General features: G+C 72.3%; 19 protein-coding genes. 11 read left to right on the top strand and 8 right to left on the bottom strand.

Annotated features, from left to right (window positions below):
• Positions 1-141 precede the first annotated feature (141 nt).
• Positions 142-2,016: a M10 family metallopeptidase C-terminal domain-containing protein gene (locus tag KBA23_RS02060; RefSeq protein WP_290736212.1), complete on the top strand. Its 1,875-nt coding sequence runs from the start codon at positions 142-144 to the stop codon at positions 2,014-2,016.
• Between the two features lie 89 nt (positions 2,017-2,105).
• On the opposite strand, the gene KBA23_RS02055 is transcribed toward KBA23_RS02060, so the two are convergent.
• From KBA23_RS02055 to KBA23_RS02045, 3 genes are all read right to left on the bottom strand, one after another.
• Entirely contained in the window at positions 2,106-3,728 is a 1,623-nt protein-coding gene (locus tag KBA23_RS02055) for an MBL fold metallo-hydrolase (RefSeq protein ID WP_290736209.1), read from the bottom strand.
• A gap of 141 nt (positions 3,729-3,869) precedes the next feature.
• Complete coding sequence (locus tag KBA23_RS02050) at positions 3,870-4,727, bottom strand: MaoC family dehydratase N-terminal domain-containing protein (protein WP_290736206.1); 858 nt, start codon at positions 4,725-4,727, stop codon at positions 3,870-3,872.
• 3 nt (positions 4,728-4,730) lie between these two features.
• A complete protein-coding gene (locus KBA23_RS02045; RefSeq protein ID WP_290736203.1) occupies positions 4,731-5,894 on the bottom strand; it encodes an acyl-CoA dehydrogenase family protein in 1,164 nt (387 codons plus the stop codon).
• A 234-nt stretch (positions 5,895-6,128) separates the two neighbouring features.
• On the opposite strand from KBA23_RS02045, the gene KBA23_RS02040 reads away from it, so the two are divergent.
• The 5 genes from KBA23_RS02040 (at position 6,129) to KBA23_RS02020 (ending at position 9,816) form a co-directional block, all read left to right on the top strand.
• Positions 6,129-6,470 carry a gamma-glutamylcyclotransferase gene (locus KBA23_RS02040; RefSeq protein WP_290736200.1) on the top strand — a complete coding sequence of 114 codons (342 nt, stop codon included), beginning with the start codon at positions 6,129-6,131 and terminating at the stop codon, positions 6,468-6,470.
• Positions 6,471-6,585: 115 nt separating this feature from the next.
• Entirely contained in the window at positions 6,586-7,488 is a 903-nt protein-coding gene (locus tag KBA23_RS02035) for a co-chaperone YbbN (protein WP_290736197.1), read from the top strand.
• 41 nt (positions 7,489-7,529) lie between these two features.
• Positions 7,530-8,186 (top strand): LON peptidase substrate-binding domain-containing protein, encoded by a 657-nt coding sequence (locus KBA23_RS02030; protein ID WP_290736194.1) that lies wholly within the window; start codon positions 7,530-7,532, stop codon positions 8,184-8,186.
• Between the two features lie 86 nt (positions 8,187-8,272).
• Positions 8,273-8,425 carry a Trm112 family protein gene (locus KBA23_RS02025; protein WP_290736280.1) on the top strand — a complete coding sequence of 51 codons (153 nt, stop codon included), beginning with the start codon at positions 8,273-8,275 and terminating at the stop codon, positions 8,423-8,425.
• Positions 8,426-8,505: 80 nt separating this feature from the next.
• On the top strand, positions 8,506-9,816 hold the full coding sequence (locus tag KBA23_RS02020) for an MFS transporter (protein ID WP_290736192.1): 1,311 nt from the start codon (positions 8,506-8,508) through the stop codon (positions 9,814-9,816).
• A gap of 7 nt (positions 9,817-9,823) precedes the next feature.
• Here the strand turns inward: KBA23_RS02020 and KBA23_RS02015 are convergent, their stop codons facing one another.
• Positions 9,824-10,951 carry an aminotransferase class V-fold PLP-dependent enzyme gene (locus KBA23_RS02015; protein WP_290736189.1) on the bottom strand — a complete coding sequence of 376 codons (1,128 nt, stop codon included), beginning with the start codon at positions 10,949-10,951 and terminating at the stop codon, positions 9,824-9,826.
• Positions 10,948-11,964, bottom strand: a complete 1,017-nt coding sequence (locus tag KBA23_RS02010; protein WP_290736186.1) for a DUF2125 domain-containing protein — start codon at positions 11,962-11,964, stop codon at positions 10,948-10,950. The genes KBA23_RS02015 and KBA23_RS02010 overlap by 4 nt, the downstream gene beginning before the upstream one ends.
• 63 nt (positions 11,965-12,027) lie before the next feature.
• On the opposite strand from KBA23_RS02010, the gene KBA23_RS02005 reads away from it, so the two are divergent.
• A complete protein-coding gene (locus KBA23_RS02005) occupies positions 12,028-12,564 on the top strand; it encodes a gamma-glutamylcyclotransferase (RefSeq protein ID WP_290736184.1) in 537 nt (178 codons plus the stop codon).
• 187 nt (positions 12,565-12,751) lie between these two features.
• Positions 12,752-13,561 (top strand): tRNA glutamyl-Q(34) synthetase GluQRS, encoded by an 810-nt coding sequence (gene gluQRS, locus KBA23_RS02000; RefSeq protein WP_290736181.1) that lies wholly within the window; start codon positions 12,752-12,754, stop codon positions 13,559-13,561.
• On the opposite strand, the gene hisI is transcribed toward gluQRS, so the two are convergent.
• A complete protein-coding gene (gene hisI / locus KBA23_RS01995) occupies positions 13,556-13,927 on the bottom strand; it encodes a phosphoribosyl-AMP cyclohydrolase (RefSeq protein WP_290736178.1) in 372 nt (123 codons plus the stop codon). The two genes, gluQRS and hisI, sit on opposite strands and share 6 nt — an antisense overlap.
• A gap of 75 nt (positions 13,928-14,002) precedes the next feature.
• On the opposite strand from hisI, the gene KBA23_RS01990 reads away from it, so the two are divergent.
• Entirely contained in the window at positions 14,003-14,461 is a 459-nt protein-coding gene (locus tag KBA23_RS01990) for an iron-sulfur cluster assembly scaffold protein (protein ID WP_290736175.1), read from the top strand.
• 29 nt (positions 14,462-14,490) lie between these two features.
• Here KBA23_RS01990 and KBA23_RS01985 read toward each other — a convergent pair whose 3' ends face one another.
• Positions 14,491-15,426, bottom strand: coding sequence for a cation diffusion facilitator family transporter (locus KBA23_RS01985; RefSeq protein ID WP_290736172.1), 936 nt, complete (start codon positions 15,424-15,426; stop codon positions 14,491-14,493).
• Positions 15,427-15,529: 103 nt separating this feature from the next.
• Here KBA23_RS01985 and rlmJ point away from each other — a divergent pair, with 103 nt between their 5' ends.
• Together rlmJ and KBA23_RS01975 are read left to right on the top strand one after the other, a co-directional pair.
• Complete coding sequence (rlmJ, locus tag KBA23_RS01980; protein WP_290736169.1) at positions 15,530-16,297, top strand: 23S rRNA (adenine(2030)-N(6))-methyltransferase RlmJ; 768 nt, start codon at positions 15,530-15,532, stop codon at positions 16,295-16,297.
• The gene (locus KBA23_RS01975; RefSeq protein ID WP_290736167.1) at positions 16,294-16,596 is read left to right on the top strand and encodes a hypothetical protein; all 303 of its coding nucleotides are present in this window, start codon (positions 16,294-16,296) and stop codon (positions 16,594-16,596) included. The genes rlmJ and KBA23_RS01975 overlap by 4 nt, the downstream gene beginning before the upstream one ends.
• A gap of 82 nt (positions 16,597-16,678) precedes the next feature.
• Here KBA23_RS01975 and KBA23_RS01970 read toward each other — a convergent pair whose 3' ends face one another.
• Positions 16,679-17,224: a HutD family protein gene (locus KBA23_RS01970; protein WP_290736165.1), complete on the bottom strand. Its 546-nt coding sequence runs from the start codon at positions 17,222-17,224 to the stop codon at positions 16,679-16,681.
• Between the last annotated feature and the right edge of the window lie 36 nt (positions 17,225-17,260).

Below are 17,260 nucleotides of genomic sequence, written 5' to 3'. Positions count from 1 at the left end.
GTGACTGAACCGAAGAAGGACCACCGAGACCTGCGAGCCTGACCGACGCCCGCCACATTTCGGCAGGGGCGCTCCTTTCCAGTTCCGCCGCGCCCAATTCCGGCTGCGGCTCCCTCATCGTCATATCGAGAAGGCAGTACCATGACCGGCATCAACGTGCCCGTCGGCAACGTCGTCGACCGCGTAGGCGACGCCCGTGTGGACGGACTCATCGGCCTCAACTGGGGCTCGAACAATCTCAGCTACAGCGACCCGAACTCCCCTTCCGACTACGGCGCGTTCTATCCCGTGCCGATCCTCAGCGTGACGCAGATCTCCTCCGGCCAGCTCCTCGCCGTGCAATGGGCGCTCGACGCCAACGGGCCGATCGCGAGCAACGTCAACGCCGGCGTGTTCTCGGTCGAGGCGTTCACCAACGCCAACTTCGACTACCGGGGCGGCGGGACCGGCGCGGCTGTGCTGCGCTTCGCCAATTCCGAGGATCCCGGCACGGCGTATTCCTTCATGCCCCAGCAGGGCGACGTGCGCAGCGGCGACGTGTTCTTCGGGGGCTCCGGGCGGCTGCCGGTGCACGGGACGGCCGACTACCTGACGATCCTCCAGCAGGCCGCGCACGGCCTCGGGCTGAAATACGCCCATGACGCCTCGCAATGGGGGCCGGTCTCGGCCGCCTGGGACGCGCTCGAGTACACGGTCATGTCGTTCCGCTCCTATGTCGGGGCCGAGATCGGCGAGTACTCCAACGAGATCGGCGGAATGCCGCAGACCTACATGATGGGCGACATCCGCGCGCTCCAGCAGCAATACGGCGCGGACTTCTCCACCAACGCCGGGGCGACGGTGTACTCATGGAGCCCGACCACGGGCGACGCCTTCGTCAACGGCGCGCGGGCGCTCGACCCTTTGCAGAACCGGATCTTCATGACCATCTGGGACGGCGGGGGCTACGACACCTATGACCTCTCCAACTATTCCTCCGACCTCCGGATCGACCTGACCCCGGGCGGCTCGTCGAAGTTCGCGGACGTGCAGCTCGCGGCGCTCGGCGACGGCCATTACGCCCGCGGCAACGTCTACAATGCGCTCCAGTACCAGAACGACCCGCGCTCGCTGATCGAGGCGGTGATCGGCGGGTCGGGCGACGACGACATCCTCGGCAACGCCGCCGACAACGCGATCGAAGGCGGGGACGGGGACGACGTGCTGTCGGGCGGCGCCGGGAACGACGCGATCGACGGCAACGGCGGCAACGACACGATCTATGGCGGGCCGGGGAACGACGACATCCGCGGCGGCGCCGGCAACGACGTCATCTGGGGCAACGTCGGCGACGACATCATGGGCGGTGACGCCGGGAACGACACCTACCACGTCGACAGCCTCTCGGACTTCGTCTTCGAGTTCGCGGGCGAGGGAACCGACACGGTGATCTCGACGGTCGTCCACACGCTCGGGGACAACTTCGAGAACCTGACGCTTGTGGGCTCCTTCGCCACCGGCGGCACGGGCAACGCGCTCGCCAACCGTATCGCCGGCAGCGACTTCGCCGAGACCCTCGTCGGGCTCGGGGGGGCGGACACCCTCGTCGGCAACGGAGGCGCGGACTTTCTCCGCGGCGGCGACGGGCGCGACATCCTCGTCGGCGGCGTTGGCGCGGACGTGCTGATGGGCGGGCGCGGGCCGGACGTGTTCGACTTCGACGCCGCCGCGCATTCCCCGGGCGCGGCGCGCGACATTCTGCGCGCGGCGGATGGCGGCGTCGCTTTCGACGGCGCCGGTTCGGCGGCGGGCGATCTGATCGACCTCGCCGGCATCGACGCCGACGCAACCCGGTCCGGCAACCAGGCCTTCGCCTTCGGCCGGACCGGCGCGGGCGGGCTCTCGGTCGTGGAGTCCGGGGGGAACACGCTCGTCCGGGGCAACACGGACGGCGACGCGGCCTTCGAGTTCCAGCTCCTGATCGAGGACGGTGGCGTCCTCGCCGCGGCCTACCGGGCGTCCGACTTCGTCCTGTGACTCCGGAGCGGCCCCGGCTCACCATGTGACGTGGACCGGGGCCGCAGGACGGTGCGGCGGCCGCGGGTATGTCCCCGCGCCGGCAGGGGTCAACTGCCTCGCTTGCGCGGCTCCGCGCCGCCATCGTCCAGCGCCCGGCGCAGCCGGCGGATCAGGACGTCGCGCGCGCGTTCATCGGCGGCGTCGGCCAGCGCATCGTTGATGTCGAGGATCAGCCGCGAGACGTCGTTGTGCCAGTCGAGCCGCGCCACCCGTTCGGAGGGGAGGCGCGGGGCGCCGGCGGGGGGCAGGCTTCGCGCCCCCGCCGGCGCCAGCTCGAAGCCCTCGTCGAGCACGGGCGTCAGCACGCGGTCCGGGTCGAGGACGCCGGCCAGCCGCGCGGCCAGTCCGTCCATCGCCGGCGGCTCGCCGTGGACGAGAAACACCTCGCGGGCGATCGGCAGCCGTTCGCGGATCCACTCGGCCAGCTCCGGCCCGTCCGCATGGCCGGAATAGAGGTCGATCGAGCGGATGCGGGCGCGCACCGGGAAGTCCTCGCCCTGGATGCGCACGGTGCTCGCGCCGTCCTGGAGGATGCGGCCGAGCGTGCCCTCGGCCTGGTAGCCGACGAAGAGCACGGTTGCCTCGTCGCGCCAGATCCAGTTCTTCAGCCGGTGGCGGATGCGGCCCGCCTCGCACATGCCGCTGGCGGCGATGACGATGTGGAAGCCCTGCTGGCGGTCGAGCGCCTTGCTCTGCTCCACCGTCTCGGTGAAATGCACCTGGCGCGAGCGCAGCCCGGCGAGCAGCCCCGCGCCCTCCTCGAGCTCGCGCGCGTGGCGGGCGAAGATGCGCGTGGCGCGGCTGGCGAGCGGCGAGTCGACGTGGATCGGGATCTGCGGCAACTCGCCCTCGGCCATCAGCCGGGTGAGATCGACGATCAGCTCCTGCGCGCGTTCCACCGCGAAGGACGGGATCAAGAGCGCGCCGTTCGGATGGATCGCGGCGCGGACCTCCTCGCCCAGCAGCGCGCGGCGGCTCGCGTCGGTCGCCTCGGGCCGGTCGGTGTCGCCATAGGTCGCCTCGCAGACGACGTAGTCGAGATCGCGCGGCGCCTCGGGATCGGGGTGCAGCAGCTTGAAGTCCGGGCCGATGTCGCCGGAGAACAGCAGCCGCAGCGGCCGCTCCGGGCCGGCGCCGGCCCCGGCGATCTCGATCTCGACCGAGGCCGAGCCGAGCAGGTGGCCGGCGTTCCAGAACCGGGCGCGGACGCCGGGCAGGACGTCGAACCAGCTCCCGTAGGATTCGCGGCGGAAGAGCCCGAGGCAGGCGTCGGCGTCGGCGCCGGTGTAGATCGGCTCGACCGGCGCGGCGCTCCAGCGCGCCTTGCGCCGGTTCAGCTGCTCGACCTCGATCGCCTGGATATGGGCGCTGTCGGGCAGCATGACGCTGGCGAGATCGGCGGTGGCGGCGGTCGCATGGATCGGGCCGGCGAAGCCGTCCTTGACCAGCTTCGGCAACAGGCCGCTGTGGTCGATATGCGCATGGGTCAGGATCGCCGCCGCGATCCCGTCCGGTCGGAACGGGAAGGCGCGATAGTTCAGCTCCTTCTCCGTCTTCGAGCCCTGGAACATGCCGCAGTCGATCAGCAGCTGACCCGCGCCGGCCTCCAGCCGGAAGCACGAGCCGGTGACGGCCCGGGCGGCGCCGTGAAAGGTCAGCCGTGGCGTCATCCGCACCTCCGAAGCCGACGGTCTCGGCGGTTCTGGTCTGCTCTGGCGCAGGCTATCGACCGCATGGCCCGGCGTCCATTCCTACTCCTCGAAGCGCACCGCGTTGACCACGGCGAGGGGCCTTCATCCCGGCGCCCCGGTTCAGTCCCACTCGGCTTCGCCGAGCGTGGCGACCGGCCCGCCCGCCTTCGCTGTCCAGACCTTGAGCCCGCCACCCGCCGCTTCTTCGGCGTGGAGCGCGATGGCGTCGTCGTCGAAGAGCGGCGAGAGGGCGCGGAAGCGGAACCGGGTCGGCGGCGCCCCACGCAGCTCGTGGGCGTAGCGGTAGAGCAGCGTCGTCTGGATCGGCCCGTGGACGACGAGGCCGGGATAGCCCTCGACCTCCTGCGCATAGCGGCGGTCGTAGTGGATGCGGTGGCCGTTGAAGGTGATCGCCGAGTAGCGGAAAAGCAGGGTCGGCGACACCGGTTGCGGCCGGCTCCAGGCGCCGGGCGCGGCGGCGGGCGGGGTCTTGCCCGGGCCCGCGGGACCGCCGTCGGGGCGGTAGACGATGTCCTCGGTCTCGGTGAGGACCGGCCGGCCGGCGACGGCGATGCGGTTCTCTATCGTGACGAAGCAGAGCGCGCCGCTGCGCCCCCGCTTGACGGCGACGTCGGTGATCCGGGCGATGCGCTCGATCGTGTCGCCGACGCGCAGATCGTCGCGGAAGGCGACGAAGCCGCCGGCGCGCATCCGCCGGGGCAGGGGCACGGGGGGCATGAAGCCGCCCCTCAGGGGATGACCGTCGCGGCCGAGCGCGCGCATCGGCCGGATCGCCGGGGTCAGGCAGAAGTGGATGAAGCGCGGCGCGATCTCGCCCGTCTGCGGGAAAGGCGCGTCGACGTCGAAGGTGGCGTTGAATTTCGCCACCAGGTCGGCGCTGACCACGTCGGTCGCGACCTCCTCGCGGCCGATCCAGCCGCGCAGGCGTTCGGCGTCGATCGTGGCGGTCTCGCTCATGGCTCAGAAGCTCCGCGGCAGGCCGAGGACATGCTCGGCGACGAAGGAAAGGATGAGGTTCGTCGAGATCGGCGCGACCTGGTAGAGCCGGGTCTCGCGGAACTTGCGCTCGACGTCGTACTCGCAGGCGAAGCCGAAGCCGCCGTGGAACTGGAGGCAGGCGTTGGCCGCCTTCCACGAGGCGTTGGCGGCGAGGTGCTTCGCCATGTTGGCCTGGGCGCCGCAGGGCTCGTCCGCGTCGTAGCGGCGGCAGGCCTCGAAGCGCATCAGGTTCGCCGCCTCGACGTCGATGAAAGCCTCGGCGATCGGGAACTGCACGCCCTGGTTCTGGCCGATCGGGCGGCCGAAGACGGTGCGCTCCTTGGCGTAGTGCGTGACCTTGTCGGTGAACCAGTAACCGTCGCCGATGCACTCCGCGGCGATCAGCGTCCGCTCGGCGTTGAGGCCGGTCAGGATGTACCTGAAGCCCTCACCTTCCTCGCCGATCAGGTTCTCCTCCGGGATCTCGAGGTTGTCGAAGAACAGCTCGCTGGTCTCGTGGTTGACCATGTTGAGGATCGGTCGGATGGTCATGCCCGACTGCATCGCCTGCGCAATGTCGACGATGAAGATCGACAGGCCCTCGGACTTCTTCCGCACCTCGGCAAGCGGGGCGGTGCGGGCGAGCAGGATCATCAGGTCGGAGTGCCGGACACGGCTGATCCAGACCTTCTGGCCGTTGACGACGTAGCGGCCGTCTTTCTTCACGGCGGTCGTCCTGATCTTCGTGGTGTCGGCGCCGGTCGTCGGCTCGGTGACGCCCATCGACTGAAGCCGCAGTTCGCCGGCGGCGATCTTCGGCAGGTACTTCCGGCGCTGCGCCTCGGAGCCGTGCCGGACCAGCGTGTTCATGTTGTACATCTGACCGTGGCAGGCGCCGGAATTGCCGCCCGCGCGGTTGATCTCCTCCATGATGACGCTCGCCTCGGTGAGCCCGAGACCGGAGCCGCCGTACTCCTCCGGGATCAGCGCGGCCATCCAGCCCGCCCTGGTCAGCGCGTCGACGAACGCATCGGGGTAGGCGCGGGCCTCGTCGACCTTGCGGTGGTACTCGGCCGGGTACCCGGCGCAGAGGGCGCGGACCGCGTCGCGGATGTCCTGGAACCGGTCGGTCGTCGTCGCGGGCATCGGAACGGGCCTTTCAACGTGGGCGGTCGGGTGCGCGGGCGGCGCGGAGCGGGATCGGCGAACGTGTCTGCCTCCCGTCCGCGTTCCGTGACGCCCGGCGCCCCGAAGCTATCGGAGCGCCGGACGCGGTCCAAGCGGTTGGTGATGCCGCCAGCCACGTCCCGCGATGACGCCTGTTGCGGACGTGCGGCGGCTGCTACGATCCGCACCGGCGGACAGGCAGGGGACGGACGAGTGGACGACGACGCGCGGACGCGGCTCGCGACCTACGGGACGCTCGGGCCGGGACGGCCGAACCACCATCACCTGGCGCCGCTCGGCGGGCGCTGGCTCAAGGGCGAGGTGCAGGGGCGGCTGGTCGCCGAAGGCTGGGGCGCGTCGATGGGCTTCCCCGGCCTGGTGCTCGACCCGTCGGGGCCGGCCGTCGCCATCGACCTGCTCGAGTCGGCGGAGCTGCCGCGCCACTGGCCGCGGCTCGATGCGTTCGAGGGCGTGGGCTACGAGAGGGTCGAGACGGTGGTCGCGACGGCGGAGGGCGCGCTGCGGGCCTGCATCTACGTGCTGGCGCGCGCGTAGCGCCGCGCGGGAATGCGCTTGACGGAGGGAGAACGCTGCACCACCTAGGCCGCGAACGGGAAGCATGCCGGCTGCGGGGCCGGCCTGCGCGAGGAAAGACGGAGACGGCCACGCCATGGAACTGAACGCGGCGGCGACGACGGATCAGGGGCTGATCAGGGACGGCACCGACCAGAGCTTCATGGAGGACGTGGTTCAGGCCTCGATGGACGTTCCGGTCATCGTCGATTTCTGGGCGCCGTGGTGCGGGCCCTGCAAGCAGCTCGGGCCGGCGCTGGAGAAGGCGGTGACCGACGCCAGGGGCAAGGTGCGGCTCGTCAAGGTCAACATCGACAAGCACCCGGCGATCGCGGGCCAGCTCAGGGTGCAGTCGATCCCGGCGGTCTTCGCCTTCATCGGCGGGCAGCCGGTCGACGCCTTCATGGGGGCGCAGTCGGCCTCGCAGATCAAGGCCTTCGTCGACCGGCTGATCGCGGCGGCGGGGCCGGCCGCCGGCGTCGAGGAGGCGCTCGACGCCGCCGACGAGATGCTGGCCGAAGGCGCGGTCGCCGACGCGGCGCAGACCTATGCGGCGATCCTTGCCGAGGACGACGCCAGCCTCCGGGCGATCGCGGGACTGGCGCGCAGCCATCTCGCCATGGGTGATTTCGAGAAGGCGAAGGGCGTCCTGGAGCTGACGCCGAAGGGCAAGGAGAGCGACGCGCTGATCGCCGCCGTCCGGGCGCAGATCGAGCTCGCCGAGGCGGCGGGCGACATCGGCGCGGCGGGCGAGCTGGCGGCCAGGGTCGCGAAGGATCCCGACGATCACCAGGCGCGGTTCGACCTCGCGGCGGCGGAGCTCGCCCGCGGCGACGCGGACGCGGCGATCGAGGGGCTGCTCGAGCTCTTCCGGCGCGACCGGGAGTGGAACGACGGCGCGGCGAAGGCGCAGCTTTTCAAGGTATTCGACAGCCTCGGGCCGAAGTCCGAGGCGGCCGCGCGCGGGCGGCGGCGGCTCTCTTCGATGATCTTCGCCTGAGTCGACGCGCCTTGACGCAGCAAGACTAGCCCGAGGGGGCCATGGGCCGGAAGTTCAGCCTCGCCGATCTACCGGACAGCATCCCGATCTTCCCCCTGCCGGGGGCGCTGCTGCTGCCGCGGGCCCGGCTGCCGCTCAACATCTTCGAGCCGCGCTATCTCGCCATGCTCGAGGACGCGCTGAAGACGCCGCACCGGCTGATCGGCATGGTCCAGCCGGTCGGCGCGCCGCAGGGCCACGGGGCGGAGCGGCTGCACCGGATCGGCTGCGCCGGTCGGGTGACGGCGTTCCAGGAGACCGAGGACGGGCGCTATCTGATCACGCTTTCCGGCGTGAGCCGGTTCCGCATGGCCCGGGAGGTGGAGGGCTTCGCGCCCTATCGCCGGGCCGAGATGGACTGGACGGGCTTCGCGCGCGACCTCGGCCGCAGCGAGACCTGCGAGGATTTCGACCGGGCGGAGTTCCTCGAAGTGCTGGCGCGGTTCTTCGAGGCGGCGCAGCTGTCATCGGACTGGGAAAGCCTGAAGGAGGCGGACGTGGAGCTGCTGGTCAATTCGCTGTCGATCCTCTGCCCGTTCGACCCGGAGGAAAAGCAGGCCCTGCTCGAGGCCCCGACGCTCGAGGAGCGCCGCGAGACCCTGGTGACGCTGATGGAGTTCGCGCTGCGCTCCGGCGGCGGCGAGGGGACGCTGCAATGACCCGGGACGCGGACGTCGCGCCGGGAGGGCAGGGCGAGGACGCCGACGCGTCCGCCGCGCCGGCGCGCGCGGAGGTCGATCGCCGCCTGCTGGAGCTGCTGGTCTGCCCGGTGACGCGCGGCCCGCTCGTCTACGACGCCGAGCGGGGCGAGCTGATCTCGAAGCGCGCGAAGCTCGCCTTTCCCGTTCACGACGGCATCCCGGTGCTGCTCGTCGACGAGGCGCGGCGGCTGGACTGATCGCGCGGCGCATCGGCGCTGGACATGCGCCGTTGCGGTCGCTAACGCGGTTCGGCGACGCGGTATGCCGGGGGCTGGCGATGCGGATTTCCTTCGACGAAGCGCTGGAGACCGCCGGGGCGGGCAGGTTCCAGCGGCGGCTTCTCGGGATTTTCGGGCTGGTCTGGGCGGCGGACGCGATGCAGGTGCTCGCGGTCGGCTTCACCGCCGGCTCGATCGCCAAGAGCTTCGGGCTGACCGTGCCGCAGGCCTTGCAAACCGGCACGCTGTTCTTCCTCGGGATGCTGATCGGCGCGACGGTCTTCGGGCGGCTGGCCGACCGGTTCGGGCGGCGCAACGTGCTGATCTGGACGGTGGCGGGCGACGCGGTCTTCGGGCTCCTGTCGGTGTTCGCGCCGAGCTTCGCGGTGCTTCTCGTGTTCCGCCTCCTGACCGGGATTGCGGTCGGGGGGACGCTGCCGGTCGACTACGCGATGATGGCGGAGTTCCTGCCGGCGCGGAACCGCGGCCGCTGGCTGGTGATCCTCGAAGGGTTCTGGGCGGTCGGCACCGTCGCTGTGGCCATGGTCGCGTGGTGGGCGGCCTCGGCCGGGGCGACGGAACCCTGGCGCTGGATCTTCGCCGCGACCGCGGCGCCCGCCTTCGTCGGTTTCTGGCTGCGGATGCGGCTGCCCGAAAGCCCGCTCTACCTGCTGAACGCCGGCCGCAACGCCGAGGCGCGGGCAGTGGTGGATCGGCTTCTCGTCGCCAACGGCAAGCCGGCGCTGGGGCCGGGGGTCGAGCTGACGCACGCCGCGACCGCGCCGGGCGGCAGCCTCTTCACCCCCGACCTGCGGCGGCGCAGCGTGATGATCCTCGCGGTCTGGTTCCTGGTCTCGCTCGCCTATTACGGCGTCTTCGTCTGGGTGCCGGCCAAGCTCGCCGCCGACGGGTTCGGCTTCGTGCGCGGCTTCGGCTTCCTGGTGCTGGTGGCGCTGGCGCAGCTTCCGGGCTATGCGCTCGCCGCCTACGGGGTCGAGAAGTGGGGGCGCAAGCCGACGCTGATCGGCTTTCTGGTGCTGAGCGCGGCGGGCTGCCTGATGTTCACCTTCGCCGGCAGCTCCGGCATGGTCGCCGTGGCGCTGCTCTTGATGAGCTTCGCGCTGCTCGGGAGCTGGGGCGGGCTCTACGCCTACACGCCCGAGCTCTACCCGACCGGCAAGCGGGCGACGGGGATGGGCACCGCCGGGGCGATGGCGCGGCTCGGCGCGCTGCTCGCGCCCTCGGCGCTGGGGCTGCTGTTCGTGCAGAGCTTCGCCGGGACGATCGGCTTCTTCGCGGTGCTGCTGATGGTCGCGGCCGTGGCGACGGCGCTGATAGACGTGGAGACGCGGGCGCGGGCGCTGGCCTGAGGCGTGGTCAGAGCGCGGCGGCGAGGGCCTCGATCAGGCGCTCGACGTCCTCGTCGTCGTTGTAGAGGTGCGGCGTCACCCGCAGCGTGTCGCCGCGCAGGCTGACATGCACCTGCGCCGCCGCGAGCCGGTCGGGCAGGTCCGGCGGCGGCGGGGCCGGAAAGCGCAGCCCGAGGAAATGCCCGGCGCGCAGCGACGGGTCCGAGGCCGCGAGGCCGAGCCCGGCGGCGCGCGCGGCGATCTCGCCCGTGCGCGCCGCGAGCGTCGCCTGGATCGCTTCGACGTCCCAGGCGAGGATGCGCTCGAGCCCGACGCGGAGCGCGGGCAGCAGCGCGAAGTTCGGGGCCTCGCCCATGTCGAAGCGCCGCGCGCCGGCGCGGTGGTCGTCGCGGTAGTCGATCAGCCGGGCGAAATTCTCCGAGCCGGCGCGGCCGAGCCAGGTCTGCTCCAGCGGCCTGCCGTCGCGGCGATGCGGCGCGACCCAGAGGAACCCGGTCGCATAAGGGCCGAGCAGCCACTTGTAGGCGGCGGCAGCGACGAAGTCCGGCCGGACCCCGGCCGCGTCGAAGGGGAGCGCCCCGGCGGACTGGGTGAGGTCGAGGACGAGCGCCGCGCCGACCGCGCGGGCGGCGGCGCCGACGCGGGCGAGATCGACGAGCGCCCCGTCGGTCCAGCGGCAATGGGCGCAGGCGACGACCGCGGTGCGCGAGTCGATGGCGGCGAGGAGCGCGGCGGTGAGGTCGGGCCCGGGGGCGGCGGTGACGACCTCCGCGCCTGCGGCCGCGGCGGCGGCGCGCCAGGGATAGAGGTTCGAGGGGAACTGCTCCGCCGGGACGACGATGGTGCGGCCGTGCCCGAGCGGCAGGTTCTGCGCCGCGGTGGCGATGGCGTAGCTTGCCGACGGCACGAGCGCGACGCCCTCGGCGTCGGCTCCGATCACCCGCGCGAAGAGCGGGCGCAGTTCCTCGGTCTGGTCGTGGAAGTCGGCGGGCCGGATCGTCCACGGCCGCGCCTTGCGGGCCAGCGCGGCCCGGCCGACCTCGACCGCCTCGGCGAGCATCGGGCCGATATAGGCGCAGTTGAGATAGGCGACCTCGCGCGGCAGGTCGAAGAGCGCGCGCTGGCTCGGGATCACGGCGCGGCGAGGCGGGGCGCGGGCCCGAGCGGGATCGGGCCGAGCCGCACCGAGCCGTCGGCGAATTCGAGCGGCGCCTGTATGCTGTCGCGATCGCCCCCCAGCCGGGCGATCAGCCCGAGCCCGCCCTGGAGCGCGCTCGCCACCCCGGAGGGGAGCGCGCCCGAGCGTTCGGCGATCTCGACCATCTCGCGCCAGTTGCGGGCGCGCAGGTCGATGCGACCCTCGGCGAGCCCGTTCGCGTCGGCGACCAGCGCGCCGGTGGCGCGCAGGTCGAGCCGGCCCCAGGCGAAGACCGCCTCGTCGACCGTCAGCCGCTCGATCGAGGGTCGCACGCCCTCGACGGCGGAGCGGTCGAGCGGGCGGTCAAGGACCGCGGTCGCCTTGAGACGCAGCGTGTCGATCTTGTCGGCCACGACGCCCGCAGGCAGGCTCCGGGCGAGCGCCGCGGGCGGCGTGACGCCCGCGGCGTCGAGGGCGACGTCGTAGGCGTTCGGCGGCGCGTCGGCGGCCTCGGCCTCGCGCACCGCGAGGACGCCCTCGGCGAGCCCGACCCGCCAGCCGCGGTCGCCGGCGAGGACGACATCGCCGAGCTCGATCGTGGCGCGGCGCAGGCCCAGCCGCGGGTTCGGCTGGAAGATCACCGACCCGCGCATGGTTTGCGACGTGACGTTCGTGACGCCGAAGGGCGTGGAGAAGCTCTGCTCGGGCGGCCAGATCGCGATCAGGTGGTTCGGCTGGTAGGCGAGCGCGGTGAACTGGAACTCCGGCGCCGTCCAGCTCCAGCCGCCCTTCGGATTGGCGAGTTCGAGACCGCGGATCGTGGTGTCGACGCGATAGGGAAAGCCGCCCACGTCGATCGCCGCGGCCTCGGCGACCCAGCCCTCGGCGCGGCGGGCGGCAAGCCAGCCCTCGAGCGCCCGGTCCTTGGCCGTGGCGATGAAGAACCACCAGGCGGTCCAGGCCAGGGCCGCCGCCACGATCACGCCGAGCATTGCATAGAGCATTCGCATGGCCTACCTCCTCGCCGACGTCCGGGCCGAGCGCAAGCCCCCCGGAAGAGGAGACAGCGGGACATGCCCGACAGCGTCTGGGTCTTCGCCTACGGCTCGCTGCTCTGGCGGCCGGGCTTCGACTTCGCCGAGCGCCGCCCGGCGACCCTCGAGGGCTACCGGCGGGCCTTCTGCATGACCTCGATGCACTATCGCGGCACGCCCGAGACGCCCGGCCTCGTCCTCGCGCTCGACGTCGAACCGGGCGGGCGCTGCGCCGGGCTCGCCTACCGGGTCGAGGCGGAGCGGGCCGAGGCGGTGGTGGCCTACCTGCGCGAGCGCGAGCTTGTCTCCTACGCCTACGACGAGATGCGCCTGCCGGTGCGGCTCGACGACGGCCGCGAGGTGGAGGCGCTCGCCTACGTGACCAACCGCGACCACCCGCAATACGCCGGCGGGCTCGGGCTGGACGAGCAGGCCGCGGTGATCGCCCGCGCCGTCGGGCCGATGGGTCCGAACGTCGAATACCTGACCAACACCATCGCGAGCCTCGCCGCCCTCGGCATCGAGGATCCCGACCTCGCCCACCTCGCCGACCTGGTCCGCGCCCGCCAGGGCTGACCGGCGGGGCCGGGAGACGGCGCCGGGATCGCGAAGCGAGGGTTAACCTCTCGCCAAGAAGTGGCGGGCCTGATTCCATCCGCCTTCCGGCCGCTCCAACCGATTACGGCGAGGGCCGAATTCCCGCCGCTTGCGCCCGGGGCCCGGCCGCCCTACCTGATCGCCATCAACCACGCCGGACGCTGACTTGCGCACCCGTTTCGCCCCTTCCCCGACGGGGCGCCTCCATCTCGGCCACGCCTTCTCCGCGCTTGTCGCCGCCGATCTGGCGCGCGCCGAGCGCGGCGAATTTCTCCTGCGAATAGAAGACATTGACCGCGGTCGCTGCCGCCCGGAATTCGAGGCCGGCCTCGTCGAGGATCTTCGCTGGCTCGGCCTGACCTGGCCCGAGCCGCCGCTGCGCCAGTCCGCCCGCGCCCCCGCCTACGCCGCCGCCCTCGACCGCCTGCGCGCCCTCGGCCTCCTCTACGCCTGCCGCTGCACCCGCCGCGACATCGCCCTCTCCGCCCCGCAGGAAGGCGCGGAAGGCCCAATCTATCCAGGCACTTGCCGCGGGAAGCTCCTGCCCGAGGCAGGCGCCGCGCTCCGCCTCGACCTCCGCGCCGCCCTCGCCCAGGCCGGCCCCCTCGCCTGGCATGAGGTCGGCCCCTGGCACGCCGGCGCCCGGCGGCTCGACCCCCGCCTCGCCGCCGAGCTCGGCGACCCGGTGCTGGCGCGAAAAGATCTCGGTGTTTCCTACCATTTGGCGGTCGTCGTTGACGACGCGGCGCAGGCGATCACCCACGTCGTCCGCGGCGAGGATCTCCGCCCCGTCACCCCGCTCCATCGCCTCCTCCAGGCCCTCCTCGACCTGCCGACGCCGGTCTGGCTGCACCACCGTCTCGTCCGCGACGAAGCCGGCCGCCGCCTCGCCAAACGCGACGACGCCCGCGCCCTCGCCACGCTCCGGGCCGACGGCGTGACGCCCGCGGAGGTGCGGGCGATGGTCGGACTATGAGACCGGCGCGGCGATCGTCACTTCAACCCCGTCGCGCAAGGCCGTGAAAAAGCACGAGCGGCGGTTGGTGTGGCAAGCCGGACCGGTCTGCTCGACGATCAGCAGCAGCGCGTCGCGGTCGCAGTCGATGCGCAGCTCGACCAGCCGCTGGACATGGCCCGAAGTCTCGCCCTTGCGCCAGAGCGCACCGCGCGAGCGCGACCAGTAGGTGACGCGGCCGGTCCGCAGGGTCTCGCCAAGGCTCGCGGCGTTCATCCAGGCGAGCATCAGCACCTCGCCGTCGGTGGACTGGGCGATGGCGGGCAGAAGGCCACGCGCATCCCAGGCGAGCGTGGCGGGGTCGAAGACGGGGGGGCTGTTGTCCATATGGGGGCTCCCCTTTGCGACGGGCGGCTGGCGCGTTATCTATGCGGGGAAGACCGCCTTGCATAGGACGTCCGGATGAGCGGCGAGAACGACCTGATCAAGCTCTATTCGCAGCGCATCCTGGCGCTGGCCGCCGACATTCCCCATGCCGCGCGGCTGGCGGCGCCGCAGGTGAGCGCGAAGCGCCGCTCGCCGCTCTGCGGCTCGACGGTGACGGTGGACCTGACGCTCGCGGACGGGCGGATCGCCGATTTCGGGCAGGACGTGAAGGCCTGCGCGCTCGGCCAGGCCGCGGCGGCGGTGGTGGGCGCGAACGCGATCGGGCGGACGCGCGCGGAGATCGCCACGGCGCGCGACCAGCTCTCGGCGATGCTGAAGGCGGGCGGGCCGGTTCCCGACGCGCCCTTCGACGGGCTCGAGGTGCTGCTGCCGGCGCGGGACTACAAGAACCGTCACGCCTCGATCCTGCTCGCGCTCGAGGCGACGCTCGCGGCGTTCGACGAGGCGCTCGACGCCGCGCGGGCGCAGGCGTGAGGAAAGCCTGACCCGCGTCCGGGGCGGCGTCAGCGCGCGGGCTCCGCGTGACCGATCGCCATGACGTCGCCGCAGGCATGCCGGGCGCATTCGAGTTCCAGCGTGGCGTGGGCGATACCGTAGCGGTCGCGCAGCATCGTCTTGGCGCGAACCTTGATGGCGTCGGCGTCCACCCAGCGGCCCGCCTCGACCACCAGATGCGCCTCCAGCGCCGCCGCGTGCTCCTGCATCTGCCAGAGATGCAGGTGGTGGGCCTCGCGCACCCCTTCGACCTCGGCGAGCGAGACCGCCACTCCGGCCGCGTCGAGTTCAGGCGGGCTGCCGAGCATCAGGATGCGGATCACCCCGCCGATCTCGGAGAGGGCCATCCACAGGATGTAGCCGGCGATCGCGAGCGTTACGATTGGGTCGGCGAGACGCCAGTCCCAGAGCAGGATCGCCGTGCCCGCGAGGATGACCGCCACCGAGCCGAGCGCGTCGGCCACGTTGTGCAGGAAGGCGGCGCGGATGTTCATGCTGGTCTTCGACATCGTCCAGGTCAGCGCCGCGGTGGCGAGGTCCACCGCCAGGGCGACGCCGGCGATCACGACGACGAGCCAGCCGTCGACGCCCTGCGGGATCAGGAGCCGCCCGACGGCCTCCGCGGTGAGGTACAGGCCGACGACGATCAGCGTGGTGTAGTTGATCAGCGCGGCCACGACCTCGGCGCGACCGTAGCCGAAGGTCATCGCCGGGTCGGCCGGTCGGCGCGCGATCCGGCGGGCCGCGTAGGCGATGATCAGCGAGATCGCGTCGGAGAAGTTGTGGAGCGCGTCCGCGATCAGCGCGAGGCTGCCGGCGAGGATGCCGCCGAGAACCTGCACGACCGTAAGGCCGAGGTTGATCGCCACGGCGGCGGCGACGCGACGGTCGCCCGCGTCGGGATCGACGTGGTGGTGATGGTGGTGGTGATGTCCGTGGCCCAAGCCCGGCCCTCCGCGGCGATCCGGGCCAGCATAGACCCTCCGCCATGCCTCGGAAAGTCGCGGCCGGCTGGTCTTCGGGGCCGGCTTCGGCTATCCGGGCGCGATGTTGTCCTACCAGCATGCCTATCACGCGGGGGGGCCGGCCGACGTCCACAAGCATGCGGCGCTGGCCGCGATGCTGGCGCTCCTGACGCGCAAGGGACGGGGGATCAGCTACGCCGAGACGCATGCCGGACGCGGGCTTTACGACCTCGACGGGCCGGAGGCGGCAAGGACCGGCGAGGCGGCGGCGGGAATAGGGCAGGCGGAGGCCGACCCTGCGAGCCCCTACGGCGAGGCGCTCGCCATGGTGCGCGCCGAGTTCGGGCCGCGGTTCTATCCGGGCTCGCCGGTGATCGCCTGGGCGTTCCTGCGGCCGCAGGACCGGATGACCCTGATGGAGCTGCACCCGGCCGAGCACGCGGCGCTGCACGAGACCATGGCGGGGTCGGGGGCCTCGATTCATCACCGCGAGGGCTTCGAGCGGCTGCTGGCGCTCGCGCCGTTGTCGCCGCGGCGCGGGCTGGTGCTGGTGGATCCGTCCTACGAGGTGAAGACGGAGTATGCCGATGCGGCGCGCTTCGCGCTCCGGCTGGCGGCGAAGTGGCCGCAGGCGGCGATCATGATCTGGTATCCGGTTCTGCCGGCGGGCCGGCACGCGGAGCTTCTCGCCGGGATCGCGCCGCTGCGCCCGCTCGTGAACGAGGTGACGTTCCGCCATCCGCCGTCGCGCGGCATGACCGGCTCGGGGCTCGCCATCGCGAACGGGCCCTATGGCGCGCGAGAGGCCCTCGACGCCGCGATGACGGCGGGGACGGGGATATTCGCATGACGGAAAGCGACGACACGGCGCGGCGCGCAGCCGAGGCCGACCCGCGGGGGCTGATCCGGGAGGCCTACCGGATGGCGATCGGGCCGGCGGAATGCCGGTCGATCCTGCTCGACTGGGCGCTCGGACAGCCGACGGCCGGACCCGCCGAGATCGCCCGGCTGCTCGATCTCTATGCAGGCGAGGCCCCCGACCACCCGATGACGACGGTTCTGCGCGAGGGTCTGGCGACCCCCGCAGCGCCGCGACGGCGGGGCCGAAGAGCGCACGGGGCGGCGGGCGACGGGTCCGCGAAAGAATAGCCGGCGGGGGCGGGCAGGGGGGCGCCCGGTAGGAAGTGCCCGCCGGCTCAGGTCGCGCCTCCCCGCCGGCCGAATGCGGCGCTCAGCCGGCGATGCGGACGTCGAGGGACCGGGCTCCCGCCAGCGAAGCGACGAGCGAAGGCGCGGCGGCTCCGAGGTCGACGAGATCGAGCCGCGCGAGCCCGGCCCGGTCCTCGAGCAGCAACGCGAGCCGCGCGCGCTCGTTCGCGCCCCGGCCGCCGGGCGCGAGCGGACCGCGCGTCACCGTCGCTCGCAGCGGGCGGCGCGTCATCACGTTGAAATCGAGCAGCGCCCCGCCCTCCAGCCGCGCGGAGGCGGGTGTGTCGCCGGGAAATGCGAGGGGCTCGCTCGTCGCATCGAGCCTGTGCTCCTGCCCGTCGAGGGACAGGATCATCGCGTCGCCCTCCAGCACCGTCAGCACGCGGTCCACCCCGGGAAAGGCGGAGAACGGCCCGGAGGCGGCGACGATGGCGGTGCTGATCCGCCAGTCGAAGCTCTCGAAATCCGCGCCCGGCGGCGCGGCCACGATCTCGGCGGTCTCGCCGCCGCCGTTCTTCCAGGGGCGGAACGCCCGGTCCGCACGGCGGAAGACTCCCGGTTCGGTCATGCCCCAGCGTCCCCTTGAAGGCTCCCGTCGACGCTC

The sequence above is a fragment of the Amaricoccus sp. genome, assembly GCF_017995835.1.
Taxonomy (GTDB): Bacteria; Pseudomonadota; Alphaproteobacteria; order Rhodobacterales; family Rhodobacteraceae; genus Amaricoccus.
Note: the sequence above shows the minus strand (reverse complement) of the source record. Positions and strands in the feature narration are given on the sequence as shown.

Excerpts from the sequence above, each read along its gene's own strand:
- KBA23_RS02060 (WP_290736212.1), top strand. The coding sequence starts at position 142 with ATGACCGGCATCAACGTGCCCGTCGGCAACGTCGTCGACCGCGTAGGC.
- KBA23_RS02055 (WP_290736209.1), bottom strand. The coding sequence starts at position 3,728 with ATGACGCCACGGCTGACCTTTCACGGCGCCGCCCGGGCCGTCACCGGC.
- KBA23_RS02050 (WP_290736206.1), bottom strand. The coding sequence starts at position 4,727 with ATGAGCGAGACCGCCACGATCGACGCCGAACGCCTGCGCGGCTGGATC.
- KBA23_RS02045 (WP_290736203.1), bottom strand. The coding sequence starts at position 5,894 with ATGCCCGCGACGACGACCGACCGGTTCCAGGACATCCGCGACGCGGTC.
- KBA23_RS02035 (WP_290736197.1), top strand. The coding sequence starts at position 6,586 with ATGGAACTGAACGCGGCGGCGACGACGGATCAGGGGCTGATCAGGGAC.
- KBA23_RS02030 (WP_290736194.1), top strand. The coding sequence starts at position 7,530 with ATGGGCCGGAAGTTCAGCCTCGCCGATCTACCGGACAGCATCCCGATC.
- KBA23_RS02020 (WP_290736192.1), top strand. The coding sequence starts at position 8,506 with ATGCGGATTTCCTTCGACGAAGCGCTGGAGACCGCCGGGGCGGGCAGG.
- KBA23_RS02010 (WP_290736186.1), bottom strand. The coding sequence starts at position 11,964 with ATGCGAATGCTCTATGCAATGCTCGGCGTGATCGTGGCGGCGGCCCTG.
- KBA23_RS02005 (WP_290736184.1), top strand. The coding sequence starts at position 12,028 with ATGCCCGACAGCGTCTGGGTCTTCGCCTACGGCTCGCTGCTCTGGCGG.
- hisI (WP_290736178.1), bottom strand. The coding sequence starts at position 13,927 with ATGGACAACAGCCCCCCCGTCTTCGACCCCGCCACGCTCGCCTGGGAT.
- KBA23_RS01990 (WP_290736175.1), top strand. The coding sequence starts at position 14,003 with ATGAGCGGCGAGAACGACCTGATCAAGCTCTATTCGCAGCGCATCCTG.
- rlmJ (WP_290736169.1), top strand. The coding sequence starts at position 15,530 with ATGTTGTCCTACCAGCATGCCTATCACGCGGGGGGGCCGGCCGACGTC.
- KBA23_RS01975 (WP_290736167.1), top strand. The coding sequence starts at position 16,294 with ATGACGGAAAGCGACGACACGGCGCGGCGCGCAGCCGAGGCCGACCCG.
- KBA23_RS01970 (WP_290736165.1), bottom strand. The coding sequence starts at position 17,224 with ATGACCGAACCGGGAGTCTTCCGCCGTGCGGACCGGGCGTTCCGCCCC.